General features: G+C 56.2%; 21 protein-coding genes. 9 read left to right on the forward strand and 12 right to left on the reverse strand.

The genetic code is table 11. The features are described from left to right. Positions 1–233: 233 nt before the first annotated feature. From ACMGG5_RS17450 to ACMGG5_RS17460, 3 genes are all read right to left on the reverse strand, one after another. Positions 234–1,157, reverse strand: coding sequence for a LysR substrate-binding domain-containing protein (locus tag ACMGG5_RS17450; RefSeq protein ID WP_024908406.1), 924 nt, complete (start codon positions 1,155–1,157; stop codon positions 234–236). 181 nt (positions 1,158–1,338) lie between these two features. After that, the gene (locus tag ACMGG5_RS17455; protein WP_420278256.1) at positions 1,339–2,223 is read right to left on the reverse strand and encodes an SDR family oxidoreductase; all 885 of its coding nucleotides are present in this window, start codon (positions 2,221–2,223) and stop codon (positions 1,339–1,341) included. Positions 2,224–2,287: 64 nt separating this feature from the next. Continuing rightward, the gene (locus ACMGG5_RS17460) at positions 2,288–2,677 is read right to left on the reverse strand and encodes a YdeI family stress tolerance OB fold protein (protein ID WP_024908408.1); all 390 of its coding nucleotides are present in this window, start codon (positions 2,675–2,677) and stop codon (positions 2,288–2,290) included. Between the two features lie 138 nt (positions 2,678–2,815). Here ACMGG5_RS17460 and ACMGG5_RS17465 point away from each other — a divergent pair, with 138 nt between their 5' ends. Genes ACMGG5_RS17465 through ACMGG5_RS17480 form a run of 4 tightly spaced genes read left to right on the forward strand, consistent with a single transcriptional unit; the run spans position 2,816 to position 5,309 of the window. Next, positions 2,816–3,319: a hypothetical protein gene (locus ACMGG5_RS17465; protein WP_420278257.1), complete on the forward strand. Its 504-nt coding sequence runs from the start codon at positions 2,816–2,818 to the stop codon at positions 3,317–3,319. A gap of 9 nt (positions 3,320–3,328) precedes the next feature. Beyond that, complete coding sequence (locus ACMGG5_RS17470) at positions 3,329–3,775, forward strand: DUF421 domain-containing protein (protein WP_248272052.1); 447 nt, start codon at positions 3,329–3,331, stop codon at positions 3,773–3,775. 11 nt (positions 3,776–3,786) lie between these two features. Continuing rightward, positions 3,787–4,305 carry a 2-oxo-tetronate isomerase gene (locus ACMGG5_RS17475; RefSeq protein ID WP_032647124.1) on the forward strand — a complete coding sequence of 173 codons (519 nt, stop codon included), beginning with the start codon at positions 3,787–3,789 and terminating at the stop codon, positions 4,303–4,305. Between the two features lie 17 nt (positions 4,306–4,322). Beyond that, positions 4,323–5,309, forward strand: coding sequence for an SDR family oxidoreductase (locus ACMGG5_RS17480; protein ID WP_420278258.1), 987 nt, complete (start codon positions 4,323–4,325; stop codon positions 5,307–5,309). Here the strand turns inward: ACMGG5_RS17480 and ACMGG5_RS17485 are convergent, their stop codons facing one another. From ACMGG5_RS17485 to ACMGG5_RS17520, 8 genes are all read right to left on the reverse strand, one after another. Next, positions 5,310–6,935 carry an alpha-amylase family protein gene (locus ACMGG5_RS17485; protein WP_420278259.1) on the reverse strand — a complete coding sequence of 542 codons (1,626 nt, stop codon included), beginning with the start codon at positions 6,933–6,935 and terminating at the stop codon, positions 5,310–5,312. Between the two features lie 8 nt (positions 6,936–6,943). Beyond that, a complete protein-coding gene (cydB, locus tag ACMGG5_RS17490; protein ID WP_157189159.1) occupies positions 6,944–7,954 on the reverse strand; it encodes a cytochrome d ubiquinol oxidase subunit II in 1,011 nt (336 codons plus the stop codon). Continuing rightward, entirely contained in the window at positions 7,954–9,357 is a 1,404-nt protein-coding gene (locus tag ACMGG5_RS17495) for a cytochrome ubiquinol oxidase subunit I (RefSeq protein ID WP_048991115.1), read from the reverse strand. The genes cydB and ACMGG5_RS17495 overlap by 1 nt, the downstream gene beginning before the upstream one ends. Before the next feature lie 67 nt (positions 9,358–9,424). Next, complete coding sequence (locus ACMGG5_RS17500) at positions 9,425–10,297, reverse strand: manganese catalase family protein (RefSeq protein ID WP_008502274.1); 873 nt, start codon at positions 10,295–10,297, stop codon at positions 9,425–9,427. Positions 10,298–10,314: 17 nt separating this feature from the next. After that, positions 10,315–10,821 (reverse strand): ferritin-like domain-containing protein, encoded by a 507-nt coding sequence (locus ACMGG5_RS17505; protein ID WP_014883791.1) that lies wholly within the window; start codon positions 10,819–10,821, stop codon positions 10,315–10,317. Positions 10,822–10,845: 24 nt separating this feature from the next. After that, the gene (locus ACMGG5_RS17510) at positions 10,846–11,049 is read right to left on the reverse strand and encodes a hypothetical protein (protein ID WP_013096662.1); all 204 of its coding nucleotides are present in this window, start codon (positions 11,047–11,049) and stop codon (positions 10,846–10,848) included. A 23-nt stretch (positions 11,050–11,072) separates the two neighbouring features. Further along, complete coding sequence (locus ACMGG5_RS17515) at positions 11,073–11,567, reverse strand: ferritin-like domain-containing protein (RefSeq protein ID WP_023311678.1); 495 nt, start codon at positions 11,565–11,567, stop codon at positions 11,073–11,075. A gap of 94 nt (positions 11,568–11,661) precedes the next feature. Beyond that, entirely contained in the window at positions 11,662–11,847 is a 186-nt protein-coding gene (locus ACMGG5_RS17520) for a general stress protein (RefSeq protein ID WP_004150795.1), read from the reverse strand. A gap of 519 nt (positions 11,848–12,366) precedes the next feature. Between ACMGG5_RS17520 and ACMGG5_RS17525 the strand changes: the two genes are divergently transcribed. Further along, positions 12,367–13,710 (forward strand): VOC family protein, encoded by a 1,344-nt coding sequence (locus ACMGG5_RS17525; protein ID WP_032647139.1) that lies wholly within the window; start codon positions 12,367–12,369, stop codon positions 13,708–13,710. A gap of 43 nt (positions 13,711–13,753) precedes the next feature. Continuing rightward, positions 13,754–15,259 (forward strand): carboxylesterase/lipase family protein, encoded by a 1,506-nt coding sequence (locus tag ACMGG5_RS17530; RefSeq protein ID WP_420278260.1) that lies wholly within the window; start codon positions 13,754–13,756, stop codon positions 15,257–15,259. On the opposite strand, the gene ACMGG5_RS17535 is transcribed toward ACMGG5_RS17530, so the two are convergent. Further along, complete coding sequence (locus ACMGG5_RS17535; RefSeq protein WP_048991120.1) at positions 15,246–16,088, reverse strand: LysR family transcriptional regulator; 843 nt, start codon at positions 16,086–16,088, stop codon at positions 15,246–15,248. The genes ACMGG5_RS17530 and ACMGG5_RS17535 overlap by 14 nt on opposite strands. Positions 16,089–16,202: 114 nt before the next feature. Here ACMGG5_RS17535 and ACMGG5_RS17540 point away from each other — a divergent pair, with 114 nt between their 5' ends. From ACMGG5_RS17540 to ACMGG5_RS17550, 3 genes are all read left to right on the forward strand, one after another. Then, the gene (locus ACMGG5_RS17540) at positions 16,203–17,372 is read left to right on the forward strand and encodes a pyridoxal phosphate-dependent aminotransferase (protein WP_420278261.1); all 1,170 of its coding nucleotides are present in this window, start codon (positions 16,203–16,205) and stop codon (positions 17,370–17,372) included. A 10-nt stretch (positions 17,373–17,382) separates the two neighbouring features. Next, complete coding sequence (locus ACMGG5_RS17545) at positions 17,383–18,156, forward strand: transporter substrate-binding domain-containing protein (protein WP_021242531.1); 774 nt, start codon at positions 17,383–17,385, stop codon at positions 18,154–18,156. A gap of 242 nt (positions 18,157–18,398) precedes the next feature. Then, positions 18,399–20,054, forward strand: a complete 1,656-nt coding sequence (locus tag ACMGG5_RS17550; protein WP_090416997.1) for a glucan biosynthesis protein D — start codon at positions 18,399–18,401, stop codon at positions 20,052–20,054. Positions 20,055–20,143 lie beyond the last annotated feature (89 nt).

The following is a 20,143-nucleotide window of genomic DNA, read 5'->3' on the forward strand; positions in this document are numbered from 1 at the left end:
CAGCGTCGGGTATGTACCAGTTGGGTAATAATTGCGGGAGGAATAATGATTAATACGAGTGAATTCGGTTTTATAAAATGATTTGCGAACCATTTGGTGAATTCACCGTTATGATAAAACTGTTAAATTGTTTTACGCAATTGTTAATGAATTATTCCGCATTAATTGATTAACGCACGGGCTAGTCCCCTCTCCCTAAGGGGAGAGGGTTAGGGTGAGGGGTGAAAAAGGTGTTATACCGGCATTGATTTACGGATAGCGCTCAGCAGCGTCTGTGCGCCCGTGGAAAGGGGGGTATCCACCCGGGTCAAAATGCCGATGGGTTCGCCGGCACCTGGGGAGGTAATCGGCAGGGCGATCAGCGTTCCCTGGCGTAGATCATCTTTTACCGCGCCGGAGGGAACGAACCAGACGTAGTCATAATCCAGGGTGAGCTGGCGTGAAAGCGAGGCCGACAGCGTTTCGATACACCCTGAAGGCAGCGTACATCCCTGCATCTGCAGCAAGGATTCTGCGGTCTGGCGGGGGACGGTCCCTTTCGGGCACACCACTACCGGCCACTCCATGACCCGGCTTAGCGTCACCGTGTCCTGCAGCAGGGGATGATTGGGACGAACCACCAGCTTCAGGGACTCCAGGAATAACAGTTCGTAATTGAGACCGCCCATCAATTCAGGGTCGGACATGCGACCGATACCGATATCCAGCTCGCCTGATTTCAGCCCCGCGAGCAGCATGGTGTTATTCATGGTGGCAACCTGAATTGTGGTATGCCGCTGCTGCTTGTGGAACTGGCCGATAACCGGCGGAAGAATACCCAGCGCTGCGGTAGGCAAGGCGCCCACGCGTACCACCTCACTGGATTGCGCTTCTTTTCGATGCAGGGACTGGCCCGCGGTATTGAGCGCATCCAGCACTTTTACGGCGTGCGTAAGGAACTGTTCGCCCACGATAGTAAGCTGTGCGCCCAGCCGCCCGCGGTCAAAAAGACGGGCACCGGTCAGCTGTTCCAGCTCGTTGAGGGTTTTCGAGAGCGCAGGCTGGCTCAGGTTAAGAGTTTCAGCCGCACGCCCCAGCGTTCCCTGTTGAGCGACGGCCACAAATGTATGCAAATGGCGCAAGCGTATGCGCTGACTGAACAGACCATTTTTTTCCATAGGCGATGTTAAAAACAGAGCGATGCGGGTGACAAGTTAAGTTGTTTAATTTTGATAACCTGATAGCAAAATATTTTTAACATTTGATCTGTTTGAGTTACAACATGTTTTTCGGCAGGGGAATAAGAGCGAACGTCCTTGTTCATTTATTGCTCATTACTGAGGGGAAAGGGTTAAGCGGTTAGATCACGCCGTCACCGCCGTCAGAACACCACACCTGGCCGGACGTAAATGAACATTCATCCGAGGCCAGCGTGACGTACAGCGGGGCAATCTCGACGGGCTGACCCGGACGCCCCAGCGGTGTATCTCCGCCAAACTCCTTCACTTTTTCCATCGGCTGCCCGCCGCTGGACTGCAGTACCGTCCAGTAAGGCCCAGGGGCAACCGCGTTGACGCGAATGCCTTTTGGACCCAGCTGTTTGGCTAAGGATTTGGTAAATACCGCCAGACAGGCTTTCGTCTGGGCGTAGTCCAGCAAAACGGGGCTGGGCTTCACCGCCTGAACGGAGGAGGTATTAATGATAACGGAGGAGGCTTTCAGGTGGCGCAGGGCCGCTTTGGTGATCCAGAAAGGGGCATAGACGTTGGTTTTAAACGTCGCGTCAAAATCCTCGGTGGTCAGGTCTTCAAGCGATTCACGGAACTGCTGACGCCCCGCGTTATTGACCAGAATGTCCAGCCCGCCCAGTTGCGACACGGCTTCTTCGACTAGATTCTGACAGAAGGTTTCGTCCCGGACATCCCCCGGCAGCGCGACGGCCTTTCGACCTTCCGCTTCGATCAGGTCGATGACCTCAGAGGCATCTTTTTCTTCTTCAGGCAGATAGTTGATGGCAACGTCAGCGCCTTCACGGGCATAGGCGATAGCCACCGCGCGACCAATACCGGAGTCTCCGCCGGTAATCAGCGCTTTTTTGCCGGCAAGGCGGCCATGTCCTTTATAGCGGGTTTCCCCGTGGTCGGGTACAGGCTGCATTTCGGATGCCAGTCCCGGCGGCGTTTGCGGCTGTTCCGGGAACGGGGGCTGCGGGTAAGCGTTCGTACGTTGTTTTGTATCACTCATAGCTGACTCCTTAAGCCAAGGGGTGAGATTTGATGGATAACTGCAGCGTTAACGCTTCGCTGAATTATTTCTGCAAACGATCAACACGGACGACGGCAGGAGATGATTTTTTATCAAGCGAACCGTTGATACTGATCATCTGGTCGGGTTTTACCGTTCTGCCGTCGAAAACTGCCTGGGGAATAATAACGTCGATTTTTCCGGTTTTATCCTGAAATACAAACTTATCGCCGCTACCATCAATAAGATTACCGCGTAATGAAATTGTCGCACCGTCGTGCATTTGTTTTGCCTGATCGATGGTCATAATACGCGCATCGTCGGTTCCGCGATATCCGCTATCAAGCGCGTGCGGTGGCGGCGGGGCTTCACCTTTTTGTAACCCGCCGTTATTATCAGCCCATGCGGTTGGAACCAGAAATATCAATAAAGCGGAAATAAGTGATAATTTCATCCGATATCCTTCATTTTGGGTGTCTTGACTTATTAAGTATTGTTGCTATTCCTTTATGTGGCAAATGTGATAAGTCCTAAAAACATTCGCGTGAAAAATCAAACTTATCGGATAATAAGCGAAACGGTGACGATGACCATGAAGCGTGAAAATGAAAAGTTACCCGGGATAGATGAACGTTATCGTTTGCTGACGTTTGAATACGCGTTTCGTCAGGTCGGTTTTATTGTTCTGTTGGCTATTATCGTCGCGGCGATTGCCGGTCTGTTTTCCAGCGGAATGGTCAGCGACACGGTCAAAATGAATTCCGCTAAATCACTGACCATAAACTATGAACGCTTTGGACGGCGGGAGACAGAGACGCGAATGGAGCTGGCGTTCCCGGTGCAGACAGAGGGAAAGTATGTCCTCAGCATGACCAGCGAGAGCAGCGAGGTTTACGAGCCTGGCAGCGTCTGGCCGCAGCCTGACAGCATGTTCAGCCGAGGGAAGACCCTCTATTTTGTCTATAACAATCTGAAAAAGTCAGACAGCTTCACTGTGTTACTCTTCACGACACTTTCCAGAGCCGGTAAATGGAACACAGTCATCCGCGTCAACAGCGAGCCGGAGATTAACATCTGGCAATTCATTTACCCGTAGGAGGCTGATATGGATATGGTCTTTCGCGCGCTGGCGATTTATCTGTTCCTCATGGTGGTATTTAAAGTGGCCGGACGTCGCGCGCTGTTGCAGATGACCAGCTTTGATCTCATTCTGCTCCTGATAATTAGTGAAGCTACTCAGCAGGCGCTTCTCGGACAAGATTTCTCCGTCACCGGCGCGATGATTACCATTACCACGCTGGTGGTGGTAGATATTATATTCGGACTGATGAAGAAATATTTTTCCCCGGTTGAGAATATTCTGGATGGCACTCCCGTGATTCTGGTTGAGAAAGGCGTGCCGTTAGCCGACAAACTGAAAAAAGTGGATGTCTCCTGCGATGATATTCTGGTGTCAGCCCGGCAAAATAATGGCATTACAGAAATAAGTGATATTAAATATGCCATACTTGAACGCAATGGACATATTTCGATCATTCCTTTCGAGAAATAAGAGGCGGAAAGATGAGCAATCTTTTTCACGACAACAATTATACCGTGGGTGAACTAACAAAAAAGCTGGCAAGCAAATTAACCGATCTCGGACTTCGCTTAACCACAGCGGAATCCTGCACGGGCGGCAAGCTCTCGGTGGCGCTTTGCGCAGAGGAAAACACCGCCGAATTTTATGACGTCGGCCTGGTCGTGTTCAGCGATGAAGCCAAGACGCGGATCCTCGGCGTGCGCCCTGAAACGCTCGCGCGCTATACCGCCGTCAGTGAACAGACGGTGACCGAGATGGCTGCCAGTATTCGCGACATCGCCCAGGCGGATATCAGCATCGCCATCAGCGGCTACGCAGGCCCGGAAGGGGGCGACGACGGCACGGCGGCGGGGACGGTCTGTTTTGCGTGGAACATCCGCGGCGAGACGAAGACTCGCACCGTGCTTTTCTCCGGTGACTGTCAGGACGTGGTGGAAAAAGCGGTGCATTTCTCGCTGGCCGAGCTGCTGGCAGCATTGTCGGACGGGCATAACGGTTGATTTCACGTGGAGGTTCTATGGCGGTCATAGTGATTACCGGTGGGACGGCGGGTGTAGGAAAAGCCACGGCGCTGCACTTTGCAAAGGCAGGTTACGATGTCGGGCTCATCGCCCGCGATGAGGCAAGCCTGCACTCCACCCAGGAAGAGTTGCGCCGCTTCGGCGTGAATGCGCACGCCGTGCAGGCTGACGTCGCCGACAGTCAGGCGATGGTGGATGCGGCTAACGAAATTGAGTATCGCCTCGGCGCAATTGATGTCTGGGTGAACAACGCCATGGGGGCCGTGCTGGCACCGTTTCGCACCCTTACGCCGGACGAGTTTCGTCGCGTGACTGAGGTGACGTACCTCGGCTACGTGAACGGCACCCGCGCCGCTCTCGAACTGATGATTCCGCGCGACAGGGGCGTGATTATCCAGGTGGGGTCCGCGCTGGCCTACCGTTCCATTCCATTGCAGTCAGCCTATTGTGGTGCCAAAGCGGCGATCCGCGGGTTTACCGATGCGGTGCGTACGGAACTGATGCATGAGAACAGCCGGGTTCAGCTTTCGATGGTGCAGATGCCGGGGCTCAATACCCCGCAGTTCGAATGGGCGAGGAATAAGTTCGCCTGGGCGATGCGGCCGGTGCCGCCGGTCTTTGAGCCTGAGGTGGCCGCCAGCGCTATCTTCAGGGTGGCGCAAAAACCGGTTCGCGAGCTGTGGGTAGGCAGCAGCACCATCCAGTCGATTGTCGGGCAGTTTCTCTTCCCGGGTTTTCTGGACCGGCTGATGGTCAGGAAAGCCTGGGAAGGCCAGATGACCGACGATCTGAACGCGCCGGAGCGCTGGGACTACCTCGACCAGCCGGTTAACGATCTGCATAAAATCCATGGCCGCTTTACTGACGAGGCGAAAACCCGCGCGTCGTCCGTTACCTCCGGCATGCCGGGTAAAGTGGTGCTGGGCGCCCTCGCGGTGGCAGGGATAGTGCTGACGCGTCTGATAACCCGCCGGAAACCGTAATCAGCGTAGCGCGCTACGGTGCGTCCAGAACCAGCGATAGCCGTAGCCGCCAAGGCTGAGCTCAACGGTTTTGCCGCAAATCAGCGCGTCATCGTAGCGCTTGTCCTCGAGACAGGCGGTCCAGGTGGCGTTGCGGATCCCTTTTGCGGTGAACTGCACCGGCTGGTCGCTAAAGTTGACGAAGGTCAGGATGCTGCGCTCGTCGGTCTCGTAATAGATCCCCAGCACCGCGTCATCATCGATTGTGATAAGTCGAAAAGGCGCAACGGCAATTTCGGGGAACTCCGAGCGGGTATTGGCAATATCGATTATCCGGTGCAGGAGCGAGTTGTGGTGAAGCAGTGAATCGGCGACGTTGACTTTCTGATAGCGGTAAGGGCCATGGTCGATAATCGGGGCGATAAATTTTTCAGGGTCGGCCGCGGAGAAACCGCCCCCTTGTGACCCCGCCCACTGCATCGGGGTGCGAACGGCGTAGCGCTCCTCCAGCTCCAGGTCGTCACCCATACCTATCTCGTCGCCGTAGCGCATCACCGGGACACCCGGCAGGGAAAACAGCACCGCGTGACAGAACGCCAGCCGCTTCCGATCGCCATTAAGCATCGGCGCCAGGCGGCGGCGGATCCCGCGCTGATAGACGTTCATCTCCTCATCAGGGGCGAAGGTATCGAGGACAAACTGTTTGTCTTTCTGGCTGATACCTTCAAGATCCAGCTCGTCGTGATTGCGCAGCCAGTTGGCAAAACAGCAGGCATCAGGCGGTACGATCATCTTCTTCACAGCATTGCGCAGCGGGCGGGCGCTTTTGCGGGCCAGGCTGACGTAGAAATACTTGTTGAGCCAGAAATTCAGCACCAGATTCAGGCGGTCATTATTGCCAAAGTAGTCCTGATAGGCCTCTACCTCGACGTCCACCTCACCCAGCAGGATCGCGTCCGGATTCCGCTGTTCGATAAGACGGCGCATATGCTCGAGGATCCACAGGCCCTTTTTTTCATCACCGTTTCCCGCCTGCGTGGTCAGGTGGGAGGCGGCATCGAGGCGAAATCCCGACACGCCCAGCTTGAGCCAGAAGAGGATGATATTCTCAATCTCTTTCAGTACCGCGGGCGAGGTGAGGTTCAGATCCGGCTCGTGGCGATAAAACATGTGCCGGTAGTATTGTCCCGCCTCGTCGTCCCAGCTCCAGATGCTCTTCTCCACGCCGGGGAACATGGGGGGCGTATTGTCCTCGTCGTTATCCGACCAGAGGTAATAATCACGATAGGGTGACGCCGGGTTGCGGCGCGCCTGCTGGAACCAGGGATGTGCGTCCGACGTGTGCTGGATCAGCAGCTCGATAATCACCTGCATGCCCAGCTCGCGGGCCTGTTCGATAAAGGCGATGATATCGGCCAGCTTTCCGAAGCGGGGGTCCACCTGAAGATGGTCGCTGACGTCATAGCCTTCATCGAGAAAAGGGGTCAGGTAAAACGGGGTGATCCAGATGACCGTCGCCCCCATCCGGCGAATGTAGCGCAGCTTGGCCGCGATCCCGGCGATGTCCCCGCAGCCATCGCCGTTCAAATCATAAAATAGCGCGGTATCAATCTGATAAATAATGGCTCGTGTATGCCAGTCCGTCATAGCGTTCCTCAGTGATAGCCTTCAGTATCCGAAACTTTTCCCCGAAAGACGTAGTAGCTCCAGGCGGTGTACACCAGGATCACCGGAATAATCAGTAATGTTCCTACCAGCATAAACAGCTGGCTGGCAGGCGGGGCTGCGGCTTCCCACAGGGTGATGCTCGGCGGAATAATGTTCGGCCAGAGGCTGATGCCCAGCCCGCTAAACCCGAGGAAAATAAGCCCCAGCGTCAGCAGGAAAGGGCGAGAGTGGCTGTCCGGATTGCGGGTCAGGCGCCAGATCAGCACGCTGAAAAGCCCGACCAGCAGAGGAACAGGCAGGAACCAGAAGAAGTTGGGCAAGGTAAACCAGCGGTCGGCCACGTACTGCCAGCCGAGCGGCGTCCAGATGCTGACTACCGCGATAATCACCATCAGGGCCAGCAGCACGTGGCGGGTTAGCTCGCGCATGCGGACCTGCAGCGCGCCTTCGCTTTTCATAATGAGCCAGGTGGTGCCCAGCAGCGTGTAGGCGACGACCAGTCCGATGCCGCAGAAGAGGTTGAAGGGGGTGAGCCAGTCCAGCGCAGAGCCGACAAAACGTCGGCCCTCCACGTCAAAGCCGTTGATCACGGCCCCCACCACCACGCCCTGGCTGAAGGTGGCAAGCAGGGAGCCGCCGGCAAAGGAGTAGTCCCAGAATTTGCGGTGCGACGGCGTGGCTTTGAAGCGGAACTCGAAGGCGACGCCGCGAAAGATGAGACCGATCAGCATCGCGGTGAGGGGGATCGTCAGCGCATCAATAATGACCGCATAAGCCAGCGGAAACGCGCCGAACAGCCCCGCGCCGCCGAGTACCAGCCAGGTCTCGTTGCCGTCCCAAACGGGCGCCACGCTGTTGACCATCACATCGCGCTCTTTCGCATCGCCCACAAAGTTAAACAGCAGACCGATGCCCAAATCAAAGCCATCCATGATGATGTACATCAGCGTGGCAAAGACGATGATGGCAAACCAGATAACAGAGATATCGACGCCCATCAGATTCTCTCCTCTTCCGGAACAGACTCAGCGGCAGACAGCGGACGGGCAGGCGTGCCCGAGGTGTTTGACGTCAGCGTATCGACGGGCTGAGGTCCTTTCTTAATCAGCCTGATGAGGTAAACATAGCCCACGCCAAACACGGAAGAATAGACAACGAAGAACGCCAGCAGGCTGATGCTCATCTGTAGGGTGCTGTGCAGCGATACCGCGTCGATGGTGCGCAGATAACCATAGACCACCCACGGCTGTCGGCCCACTTCGGTGGTCACCCAGCCGGCGAGCAGCGCCAGCAGCCCGGCAGGCCCCATGCAGAGGGCAAACCAGTGGAACGGGCGCGAATGGTAAAGCCGATGACGATAGCGTAGCCAGACGCTAAACAGGCCGAGAGTTATCATCAGCAGCCCCATCCCGACCATCACGCGGAACGACCAGAAAACGATGGTCGAGTTTGGGCGATCCTCTTTCGGAAAGTCTTTCAGCGCGGGGACCTGCTTGTCCAGGCTGTGCGTCAGGATAAGGCTGCCGAGCGCGGGGATCTCCAGTCCGTATTTGGTACGCTCCTCCTCCATATCCGGCAGGCCAAACAGCAGCAGCGGGGTGGCCTCACCGGGCGGATTTTCCCAGTGTCCCTCAATGGCGGCAATTTTTGCCGGCTGATGCTCAAGCGTGTTCAGGCCGTGCATATCGCCCACCACCGCCTGAATGGGCGCGACCAGCAGCGCCATCCACATCGCCATGGAAAACATGGTGCGGACGGCAGGCGTATCGTTACCGCGCAGCAAATGCCATGCCCCCGATGCCCCGACAAACAGCGCGCTGCTGAGAAACGCGGCGATAGCCATATGGATAAGGCGGTAAGGGAAGGAGGGGTTAAAGATGATGGCCAGCCAGTCCTGCGGGATCACCTGCCCGTTTTCGATAGTGAAACCCTGCGGCGTGTGCATCCAGCTGTTGGAGGCGAGGATCCAGAAGGTCGACATCAGCGTGCCGAGCGCTACCATGCAGGTTGAAAAGAAGTGCAGGCCGGGACCGACCTTATTCCAGCCGAACATCATGACGCCAAGGAAACCGGCCTCCAGGAAGAAGGCGGTTAAGACCTCATAGGTCAGGAGTGGGCCGGTAATACTGCCCGCGAACTGGGAGAACCCGCTCCAGTTGGTGCCAAACTGGTACGCCATCACCAGCCCGGAAACGACGCCCATGCCGAAGTTAACGGCAAATATCTTAAGCCAGAAATGGTATAGCGAACGCCAGACGTCGTTTTTGGTGCGCAGCCACATGCCCTCCAGCACCACCAGATAGCTGGCGAGACCGATGGTGATCGCGGGAAACAGGATGTGGAACGAGACGGTAAAAGCGAACTGAATTCTGGCCAGATGAAATGCATCGAGTTCGAACATGGTCCGTACCTCTGAGACGATGGGGCACGCGAATTGCCGGGCAGTTCAGGGCTGCCCGGCAAACCGATTACGGTTTAGTCTTACCGGCACCCAGCTCGGCACCGGTCAGCGGGTCGGAATGTGGATCGGATTTCGTGCGGGCAGACATCGCCTTGACCAGGGTTGCCTGCTCGGTTGTGAGCGTGACGCTGGCACTGCCATCGCCGCCATCCACCGCAGGCTGGGGGGACTCAACGTAATCGAAGTGTTTATCGCTGTTCCAGCTTCCGCGAACCTCTCCACCTTCAGACATATTGTAGTACTTGTTGGTGAATTCCTCGATTGGCGGCAGTTTCCCCGGTGGGAAATTATTACGGATGGACTGCAGAGCCTTCTCAAAGGAGAGCTGATGCGCCGCCTCACGCGTCATCAGAAACGCCAGCGCGTCCTTTACGCCGGGATCGTCGGTCACGTTGATCAGCCGTTCATAGATGATTTTCGCTCTGGCCTCGGCCGCCACGTTTGAGCGCAGGTCCGCCGTCGGCTCCCCGATGGTATCGACGTAGGCCGCGGTCCAGGGTACGCCCGCAGAGTTAGTGAGCGGGGTACCGCCGCCGTAGAGCAGGGAGGTGATGTGGCTGTCATTCCCGTTTTCGGTCATGGAGCGATACAGCTCGGCCTCATTTTCGACCCCTTCCGCCAGCGCGCCTTTGGCACCTTTATTCAGCATGCCGACCAGGGTACCGATGATTTCGAGGTGGCTTAACTCCTCGGTCGCGATATCCATCAGCATATCCTTGCGGCCCGGATCGTCATCGCTCAACCCTTGCGTAAAGTAGCGGCAGGCGGCGGCCAGTTCACCCTGCGGTCCGCCAAACTGTTCCAGTAAAAGGTTGGCAAGGCCGGGGTTGGGTTCGGCGACGCGAACCGTGTATTGCAGCTGTTTGACGTGTCGAAACATAGGCACTCTCCTGTGGATTATTTTTTCGCTTCGACACCCGATGCGTCTGAGCGCAGCAGGAACTGTTCCGTCGTTTGCGGGATATGGCGAATCAGCCAGTCGGCCATTTCGCGCTCTTCTGCGAGGATCGTCTCAATAGCGGGTATCGAAGCGGTGTCCCCGGCTTTTTTGGCCGCTGCCAGCAGGGAGGTATAGCAGGCGATTTCAAACTGTTCGAAAACATATCCGCTGATCGAGCCCTTCACGATTTCGTCTGAAGGGAACATGCCGCCGATGGATTGCCCCAGCGCCGCCATTTTGCTCATCGAATCTTTTAAGACCGAACGAGAAATATCATTACGGTCGAGGATTTCCTCCAGCAATGTGATTTGCCGTTTTGTCTCATTAATATGCTGTTCAATTCTGGCGCGAACATCAGGATAATTATCGATACGGCTGGCCATGGATTCCAGCATAGATTCGGCTTGCTTTTCCATCGCATGGGCATCGCGTAGCCAGTCATGGTAGTGTTCTACGTGATTCATCATTGTATCCTCATTAGGGTTCGCTTATTTGGTCTCACTTTCAGCAGCCTGATCGGCACGCGCGGCACTGTAGCCAGATAAATGGCCGACAATATTGGCGTAAATACTGATGATAATGACCCACAGCACGCTGTTCTTCCACCATATTACGGAAGGGATGGCGAGAATGAACCATATTATGGCTGCCGTTAAATGGCACCGTTTAATTGTCCTGGGACTGATGCTCATTTTATTTAACCTGTATTATTGCGTCATTTCTGCGCTTTTTGGTTAATATTTCCAACGGCCAGGTCGGTGAGTTTAAGGTCGGTCTCTTTTTCTTCTTCCAGGGTTTCGGCAAGAAGTTTAACGGCTTTTTTATAGCCCAGTTGTTCTGCTAATGTGGCAAGGGTACCGTAGCTGGCTATTTCGTAATGCTCAACTTTTTGTGCCGCGGCAATTAATGCGGCATCACGCACCTCATTTTTTTCCGTGCTCTCGATAACTTCGTTGGCTTCTTCAATTAAGCCTTCCATCGCCACGCACTTCATGCGTTTGATCTTAATACCGTCTTCCTGCTCGACGATCTGGTCAATACGTTCGATCTGGCCCTGCGTCTCTTCCAGGTGTGCGGTAAAGGCGGCGCTCAGCTTCTCGCTGGATGCGGCGCGGGCGAGCTTGCTCAGCGCGCGGGTAAGCTGCTTTTCTGCGCTGTAGGTATCCGACAGAAGATGAATAAATACATCCTCAACACTTTTCATATTCATAATAATTACGCTCCGGTAAAATAAAGAAAGGGTACTGCGAGCTTTTCAGCCCGCAGCATGCTCTCTGGTTTTATTAAAAGAGTACTAAATAAGATCAGGAGTTATCAGACTTACGGCCTCCGCCGTGACTGTTCTGTCCCCCTTTCTTACCCGCTTCAGATGCGCGTTGCGGATCGTTTTTAAAATTACCACCGCTGTGCTGGCCACCTTTACGTCCAGCTTCTGATGCTTTTTCACGGTCTTCAGCGAAATTACCGGAACCACCACGATGCTCTGCCATATTAAACCTCATAGTCATATATTGGTTATGTCAGTACGATACGAAAATATTTCCGTATCACTCGTCGTTCGAGTAATAACTCTAGTCGCTGTGCGTCATCCGTCAAATGCGTTTTGCTATTTGCGGTTGCGTTATTTTTAAGTATTTGTAAATTTGCGCTTCGCTTAAAATGGAAATATGGATAGGCAGGAAGGACTTGTAAACAACCATTCGGATTAATCCTAACTTCGAGCTAAAAATTTGAAAGGTGAGGATAAAAATAATGGCGTGCTCAAATTGATTAATTTGCAGTCAGGAGAAAAAGAAAAAATACTCCTTTATAGCTAGAAAGCGGAACCCTAAATAATTATAAGGAAAATCCTGGATAAAAGCGTTCAGGTCTAAAGGGCGGTTCCGTTCGGGGGCCAGTAGCACACGGTTTGACCACTGTCGTCTTAAGATCACAAATCAGAAATTCTTCCCCCCGGAAGGAACGGGTTTCTCTACACTCCAGGTAATATTCACTGGAGGCATGACATCATGGCGAACACCATCACGGCTGATGACATTCGGGAACACTTTTCGCAGGCTATGTCGGCGATGTACCAGCAGGAAGTTCCGCAGTACGGCACCTTGCTCGAACTGGTTGCGGACGTAAACCTGGCGGTTCTGGAAAATAATCCACTATTACATGAACAACTCGCTAACGCCGATGAGCTTGCGCGCCTGAACGTTGAGCGTCACGGGGCGATCCGCGTCGGCACGGCACAGGAACTTTCAACCCTGCGTCGTATGTTTGCCATTATGGGGATGTACCCGGTCAGCTATTACGATCTCTCTCAGGCGGGGGTACCGGTCCACTCAACGGCGTTTCGCCCGATCGATGATGCGGCGCTGTGTCGAAATCCGTTTCGTATCTTTACCTCGCTGCTGCGCCTTGAGCTGATTGAAAACGTCGCGCTGCGCGAACGTGCCGCAGAGATCCTCTCTCACCGGAACATCTTTACCCCCCGCTGTCTGGAACTGATCGACCTCCACGAGTCGGAAGGGCACTTTACTGACGCACAGGCCCACGAGTTTGTACAGGAAGCGTTGGAAACCTTCCGCTGGCACCGCCATGCGACGGTCGATCAGGAGACCTATCTGGCCCTGAGCAACGAGCATCGCCTGATTGCCGACGTGGTCTGCTTCCCGGGCTGCCATATTAATCACCTCACGCCGCGCACGCTGGATATTGACCGGGTGCAGGAGCTGATGCCGAAGTACGGTATCGAGCCAAAAATTCTGATTGAAGGCCCGCCGCGTCGCGAGGTACCCGTCTTACTGCGTCAAACCAGCTTTAAGGCACTGGAAGAGCCGGTGCTGTTTGCCGGGGAACATAAGGGCACCCACACCGCGCGCTTCGGTGAGATTGAGCAGCGCGGCGTGGCGCTGACGCCGAAAGGCCGGGAACTGTACGATAGCCTTCTCGCCCAGGCCGGTACCGGCAAAGATAACCTCACGCACCAGCTGCATTTGCGGGAGATCTTTGGCGCTTTCCCGGACAGCGAGCTGTTAATGCGCCGTCAGGAGCTGGCGTATTTCCGCTACCGTCTGACGCCTGCGGGTGAAGCGCATCGCCACGCGTTCCGGCCGGGAGACGATCCGCAGCCGCTGATTGAGCGCGGATGGGTGGTTGCCCAGCCGATCACCTACGAAGATTTCCTCCCGGTCAGCGCTGCGGGGATTTTCCAGTCTAATCTCGGGAACGAAACCCAGGCCCGCAGCCACGGTAACGCCAGCCGCGATGCGTTTGAAGACGCGCTGGGCTGTCCGGTGTATGACGAGTTTGCGCTCTATCAGGAGGCTGAAACCCGCAGCAAACAGCGTTGCGGTTTGCTCTGAAATCGTTACTCTGCTGGGGTGTGATGGAAAAAATAAGGTCGTTATGCAAAATCCTTCCGCCCCTGTGGTTGAAACGCGCCAGGGCGCACTGTCTGGTTTAACCGATGAAAATGTCCACGTCTGGTACGGTATTCCCTACGCCGCACCGCCCGTGGGGGAGTGGCGCTGGCGCTCTCCTCGACCGCCTGAACGCTGGGATGGCCTGCGCGAGGCTACGGCTTTCTCGCCCTCAAGCTGGCAAAGCAGCGAATATTGTCAGGAGCTGGGCGGCGGCGATCCGGGCCAGTTTTCCGAAGATTGTCTCTACCTTAACGTCTGGTCCCCCAAAGAGCGCACCGGGGCGCTTCCGGTTATGGTCTGGCTGCACGGGGGCGGGTTTACGATTGGTGCCGGAGGCCTGCCGCCGTATAACGGTAAAGCGCTGGCCACGCGCGGCGTGGTTGTCGTAACGATCAACTACCGTCTCGGTCATCTCGGCTTTTTCGCCCATCCCGCGCTGGAAGGCGAGGAAGGGCGCGTGGTGCATAATTTTGCCCTGCTGGATCAAATCGCCGCCCTCGAATGGGTGCGGGAGAACATCGCCGGGTTTGGAGGCGACCCAGACAATGTGACCCTGTTTGGCGAATCCGCCGGCGCGCGCAGCGTGCTCTCTCTGCTGGCCTCGCCGCTGGCAGCAGGATTATTCCATAAGGCGATAGTGCAAAGCGGATACACCTTGCCGGACACGCCGCGTGAACAGGCGCTGCAAAAAGGGGAGGCGCTGGCCGCCCATTTTGGCCTGGAGAAGGCGACTGCTGAGCAGCTGCGCGCCATTCCGCCGGAGGCGTTCTGGCCGCTCACCGCACCGCTGAACGTCGCCCCGGCGCCCATCGTCGGGGACTGCGTTCTGCCGGAAGCCATGCTGGACGTCTTTTTTGCCGCCCGTCAGCATCCCGTGCCGGTGATGATTGGCTCCAACAGCGATGAAGCCAGCGTGATGGCGGTGTTTGGCATCGATCTCGCGGGACAAATTCAGAAGCTTCGCCGGGAGCGTCGCTTCGGGCTGGGGCTGATTAAGCTGCTCTATCCGGGCGTGAAAGGCGATGAAGAGTTGGGCAGACAGGTGTGCCGCGACATGGCATTTACCACGATGGGCTATGTGGTGATGCAGGCTCAGCAGCGCGTGGGTGGATTGTGCTGGCGTTACTGGTTTGACTATGTCGCCGAGGCGGAACATGGCACGTATATCAACGGCGCCTGGCACGGCAACGAAGTGCCCTACGTCTTCGATACCCTCGGCCAGGTGGAGCCTTCACGCCAGTATGTCAACGAACGGGATCTGCAGTTTGCAGCCCAGGTGGCGGATTACTGGGTGAGCTTCGCGCGATACGCAGGGCTTCGCGACAGCCTGCCCGGGCCGACGCACTGGCCCGCGTGTCGCAAAGGGCGGGACGTTCTGTTACGCATTGGTGTGAATAAACATGCAGCTTTCAGGCTTGAAAACCGTTTTATGCGCGCCCGCATGAGCCTCTTCAAACGGGTGATGAAGCACCACGTCAGCCTCGATTAAGCAAACAGGCGCGAAACGCCGCCAGTCCATTTTCTTCGCCTGGCGTTTCGCGCAGCACCAGCCGGTAGCTTGCGCCGGTTTTTATGCTGGTTCCATAGGGCCGTAGCAGCCTTCCCGCGCGGACATCTTCTTCCACCAGCGTTTCGTCGGCAATGGCAACGCCCAGCCCCTGAATGGCGGCCGTAATGGCGAGATCCATCGTGTCGAAGTGTTGATTTTTGTGCATGACAAAGCCCGGACCTTCCTGTTTCGTCAGCCACAACGACCAGTCTGTCTTATCCCTTGTGGGGTGCAGGAACGTCAGTGAGCCCAGCGCTGCTCCTGCCCGCACCGGGCTTATCACCGGGGTGAGCGCCTCCTCAAACAGCAGATCGCCTGCGCTCATGTGCGTGCCGAACACGATGGCCGCGTCGTAAGATTCGGTTTTGAAATTGACGTTGTGATCGGTGGTGGTGGTCAGCGCAATTTGCAGATCCGGATGCTCGCGCTCCACCTCCAGCAGGCGCGGCACCAGCCAGCGCATGGCGCAGGTGGGGGCCTTGAGCCGGATCACGGTGTGCTGGCTGCGGGCCTGGTCGGCCACGGACAGCAGCTGCTCGAAAGCGGACTGCAGCTCCGGAAGCAGAGCGCTGCCCTGCGGTGAGAGGCGCAGCCCGCGCGCGTGGCGTTCAAAAAGCGGAAAGCCAAACCACGCCTCAAGGGAGGCAATCTTGCGGCTCACGGCCCCCTGCGTCAGACACAGTTCTGCGGCGGCATGGGTCAGATTCAGGTGACGCGCGGTGACTAAAAATGCGTCGATGGCGTTAAGCGGGAGCGAACGGCGCGACATGGAAAATCCTCAGCTATGCATTTTTCTCATGGCTATTATGACAACAATTCGATTGTCCCGACAGTACAGATGTTGTTTGAATAGTTATGCAATGTCCATGAGAAGGGAAAGAGGATGACTTTACGAACGCCAGTGCAAACGCGCTCCAAACTGCCCGATGTGGGCACCACCATTTTTACCGTTATCGGCCAGCTCTCGGCGCAGCATAACGCGATTAACCTTTCTCAGGGCGCACCGAATTTTTCCTGCGACCCGAAGCTGATTGCGGGCGTCACCCGTGCAATGGAGGCGGGGCATAACCAGTATGCGTCGATGACCGGTCTGCAGCCGCTCAAAGAGCGCATTGCCGATAAAATTGCCACGCTCTACGGCACGCGGTATGACCCGGCCAGCGAGGTGCTGGTGACCGCCAGCGCCAGCGAAGGGCTCTATTCGGCAATCAGCGGGCTGGTGCACCCGGGTGATGAGGTGATCTACTTTGAACCGTCATTTGACAGCTACGCGCCGATTGTCCGTCTGCAGGGGGCAACGCCGATTGCCATCAAGCTCACCGTGCCGGATTTTGCCGTCAACTGGGATGAGGTTCGCGCCGCGATCACCCCGCGCACGCGCATGATTATCATCAATACGCCGCACAACCCGAGCGGTCAGGTTTTCTCCGCCAATGACCTGCAGCAGCTGGCGGCCCTGACGCGCAATACCGACATCATTATTTTGTCTGACGAAGTGTACGAACACGTCGTTTTTGATGGTGAACCGCACCACGGGATGGCCACGCACCCGCAGCTGGCGGAGCGTAGCGTGATTATTTCCTCTTTCGGAAAAACCTATCACGTCACCGGGTGGCGCGTGGGTTACTGTGTTGCCCCGGCGGTACTGATGGACGAGATTTGTAAAGTCCATCAATTTTTAATGTTTTCTGCCGATACGCCAATGCAGCACGCGTTTGCTGAGCATATGGTCGATCCGCAAACCTGGCTTGCGCTGTCGGCGTTTTACCAGCGCAAGCGCGATCTGCTGCACAGCCTGCTGGCCGATTCGCCGTTTACGCTGCTGCCGAGCGCCGGATCGTTCTTCATGCTGGCGGACTACAGCCAGTTCAGCGACGAGCGCGACAGCGAGCTGGTGAAACGGCTGATCGTCGAGTACGGTGTTGCTACCATTCCGCTGTCGGCGTTTTATGCGGACGGTACGGATAATAAATTGATTCGTCTCTCTTTTGCGAAAGATGAGGCGACGTTACGGGCAGGTGCCCAGGCCCTGTGTCGGGTTAAACCACGCTAAGGAGTTTGAGATGAAATTACGCGCGCTAGTTGTCGGCATGGGATTGCTGTGTACCTTTTCCTCCTTCGCGGCGTCCGAGCTGCGTTACGGTCTGGAAGCAGAGTATCCGCCGTTTGAAAGCCGCAATGCGGCAGGCGAACTGGAAGGGTTTGACGTTGAGCTGGGGAATGCCATCTGCAAAGCGGCAGCGCTGAAGTGCAGCTGGGTGGAAACCTCGTTTGATGCGCTGATCCCGGGGCTGGTGGCGAAGAAATTCGACGCCATCAACTCGGCGATGAACATTACCGAGCAGCGCCGCAAGAGCATTGATTTTACCCAGCCAATCTACCGTATTCCGTCACAGCTGGTCGGCAAGGCCGGTACGGCAGTTGAGGCGACGCCTGAAGGGCTGAAGGGCAAAACCATCGGCGTGCTGCAGGGCTCCATTCAGGAAACCTATGCCAAAGAGCACTGGGAAAAGCAGGGTGTCACCGTGGTGTCTTATAAAGATCAGAATATGGCTTGGGGCGATCTGCTGAATGGCCGTATCGACGCCTCGCTGGTCATGTCCGCGGCCGGGCAGGCAGGTTTCCTCAGCAAGCCGCAGGGGAAAGGGTTTGGCTTCATCGGCAAGCCGGTGTCTGACGACACTATCCTCGGCAGCGGGATCGGTTTTGGGTTGCGTAAGGGTGACGAGGCCACCAAAAAGCAGCTTGATGCCGCAATTGATAAAGTACGTGCCGACGGCACGATCGCTAAACTCGCTGATAAGTACTTCCCGGGTATCGATGTCAGCGTAAAATAACCGCCTCATTCGCCCCGTCGGCTGATGTCCTGACGGGGCATTTTTATACACATTTTCCAGGCTTTCTTTACACCACTTTCGGGCCGTTCTGGTCGACAGAAAATATTTCTCACTTTGTTCAGATAATCACCGGCCAACAATTGGATTCTTAACCATTTTTGTTTAGGCTGTGCGTTCTTTCTTGCCGTCATTTCGCCGAGCGCGGAACACATTCACACGACCATAAGGACGTTTTTCCAGGCATGAATCGCAGACGTTTTCTAAAAGGCTCGCTGGCAGTGGCAGCCCTGAGCGGCACATCCGGCCTTGCTTCCCTGTTTTCCAAAGCGGCATACGCTGCCGACTCTGACATTGCTGACGGCCAGAGCCGTCGTTTTGACTTCTCCGTACTGCAATCCATGGCGCATGACCTGGCGAAAACCCCGTGGGGTGGCGCACCGCGTCCGCTGCCGGAGACGCTGGCGACGATGACGCCGCAGGCGTACAATGCCATCCGCTACGATGAAAAACAGTCACTGTGGAACAACATTGAAGGGCGTCAGCTGGACGTGCAGTTCTTCCATATGGGAATGGGGTTCCGCCGTCGCGTGCGGATGTTCTCGCTGGACCAGTCCACCTCTATGGCGCGCGAGATCCACTTCCGTCCGGAGCTGTTCAGCTACGGCGAAACGGGTGTGGATACCAAACAGCTGGAAGGGCAAAGCGATCTCGGCTTTGCGGGCTTCCGCGCGTTTAAGGCGCCGGAGTTGGCGCGTCGCGATATCGTCTCTTTCCTGGGCGCGAGCTATTTCCGCGCAGTGGATGACACTTACCAGTACGGCCTTTCTGCCCGCGGTCTGGCGGTAGACACCTTTACCGACACGCCGGAAGAGTTCCCGGACTTTACCTCCTTCTGGTTTGAAACCGTTAAGCCCGGCGACACGACCTTTACCGTCTATACGCTGCTGGATAGCCCAAGCATCACCGGCGCCTATAAGTTCGTGATCCACTGCGAGAAGAGCCAGGTGATCATGGAGGTGGAAAACCACCTCTACGCGCGGAAGGATATCAAGCAGCTTGGTATCGCACCGATGACCAGCATGTTCAGCTGCGGCAATAACGAACGCCGCATGTGCGACACCATTCATCCGCAAATTCATGACTCCGACCGCCTGGCGATGTGGCGCGGCAACGGGGAGTGGATTTGTCGTCCGCTGAACAACCCGCAGAAGCTGCAGTTCAACGCCTATATGGACAAAAACCCGAAAGGGTTCGGCCTGCTGCAGCTCGATCGCGATTTCTCGCACTATCAGGACGTGATGGGCTGGTATAACAAACGCCCGAGCCTGTGGGTTGAACCGCGTAACGACTGGGGTAAAGGCGCGGTTGGCCTGATGGAGATCCCGACCACCGGTGAAACGCTGGATAACGTGGTCTGCTTCTGGCAGCCGGAAAAAGCGGTGAAAGCGGGCGACGAGCTGGACTTTAAATATCGTCTGTACTGGAGCGCCATGCCGCCGGTGCGTTCTCCGCTGGCCAACGTCTTCGCCACCCGTACCGGTATGGGTGGGTTCCCGGAAGGCTGGGCTCCGGGCGAAAACTACCCGAAAGTGTGGGCCCGTCGCTTTGCCATCGACTTCGTCGGCGGCGACCTGAAGGCCGCTGCGCCAAAAGGCATCGAGCCGGTGATTACGCTCTCCAGCGGCGAAGCGAAGCAGGTGGAGATCCTCTACGTTGAGCCGTTTGACGGCTATCGCATTCTTTTTGACTGGTACCCGACGTCGGATTCGACGGAGCCGGTGGATATGCGCCTGTTCCTGCGCTGCCAGGGCGACGCCATCAGCGAAACCTGGCTGTACCAGTATTTCCCGCCAGCGCCGGATAAACGTCAGTATGTTGATGACAGGGTAATGCGTTAACCCTTGTGCCGGGTGGCGGCTTCGCCTTACCCGGCCTGTGTTTCGATACTGTAGGCCGGGTAAGCGCTAGCGCCACCCGGCAATTGAGA

Source organism: Enterobacter sp. BNK-34, assembly GCF_048684445.1.
In the GTDB taxonomy this organism is placed as follows: domain Bacteria; phylum Pseudomonadota; class Gammaproteobacteria; order Enterobacterales; family Enterobacteriaceae; genus Enterobacter; species Enterobacter pseudoroggenkampii.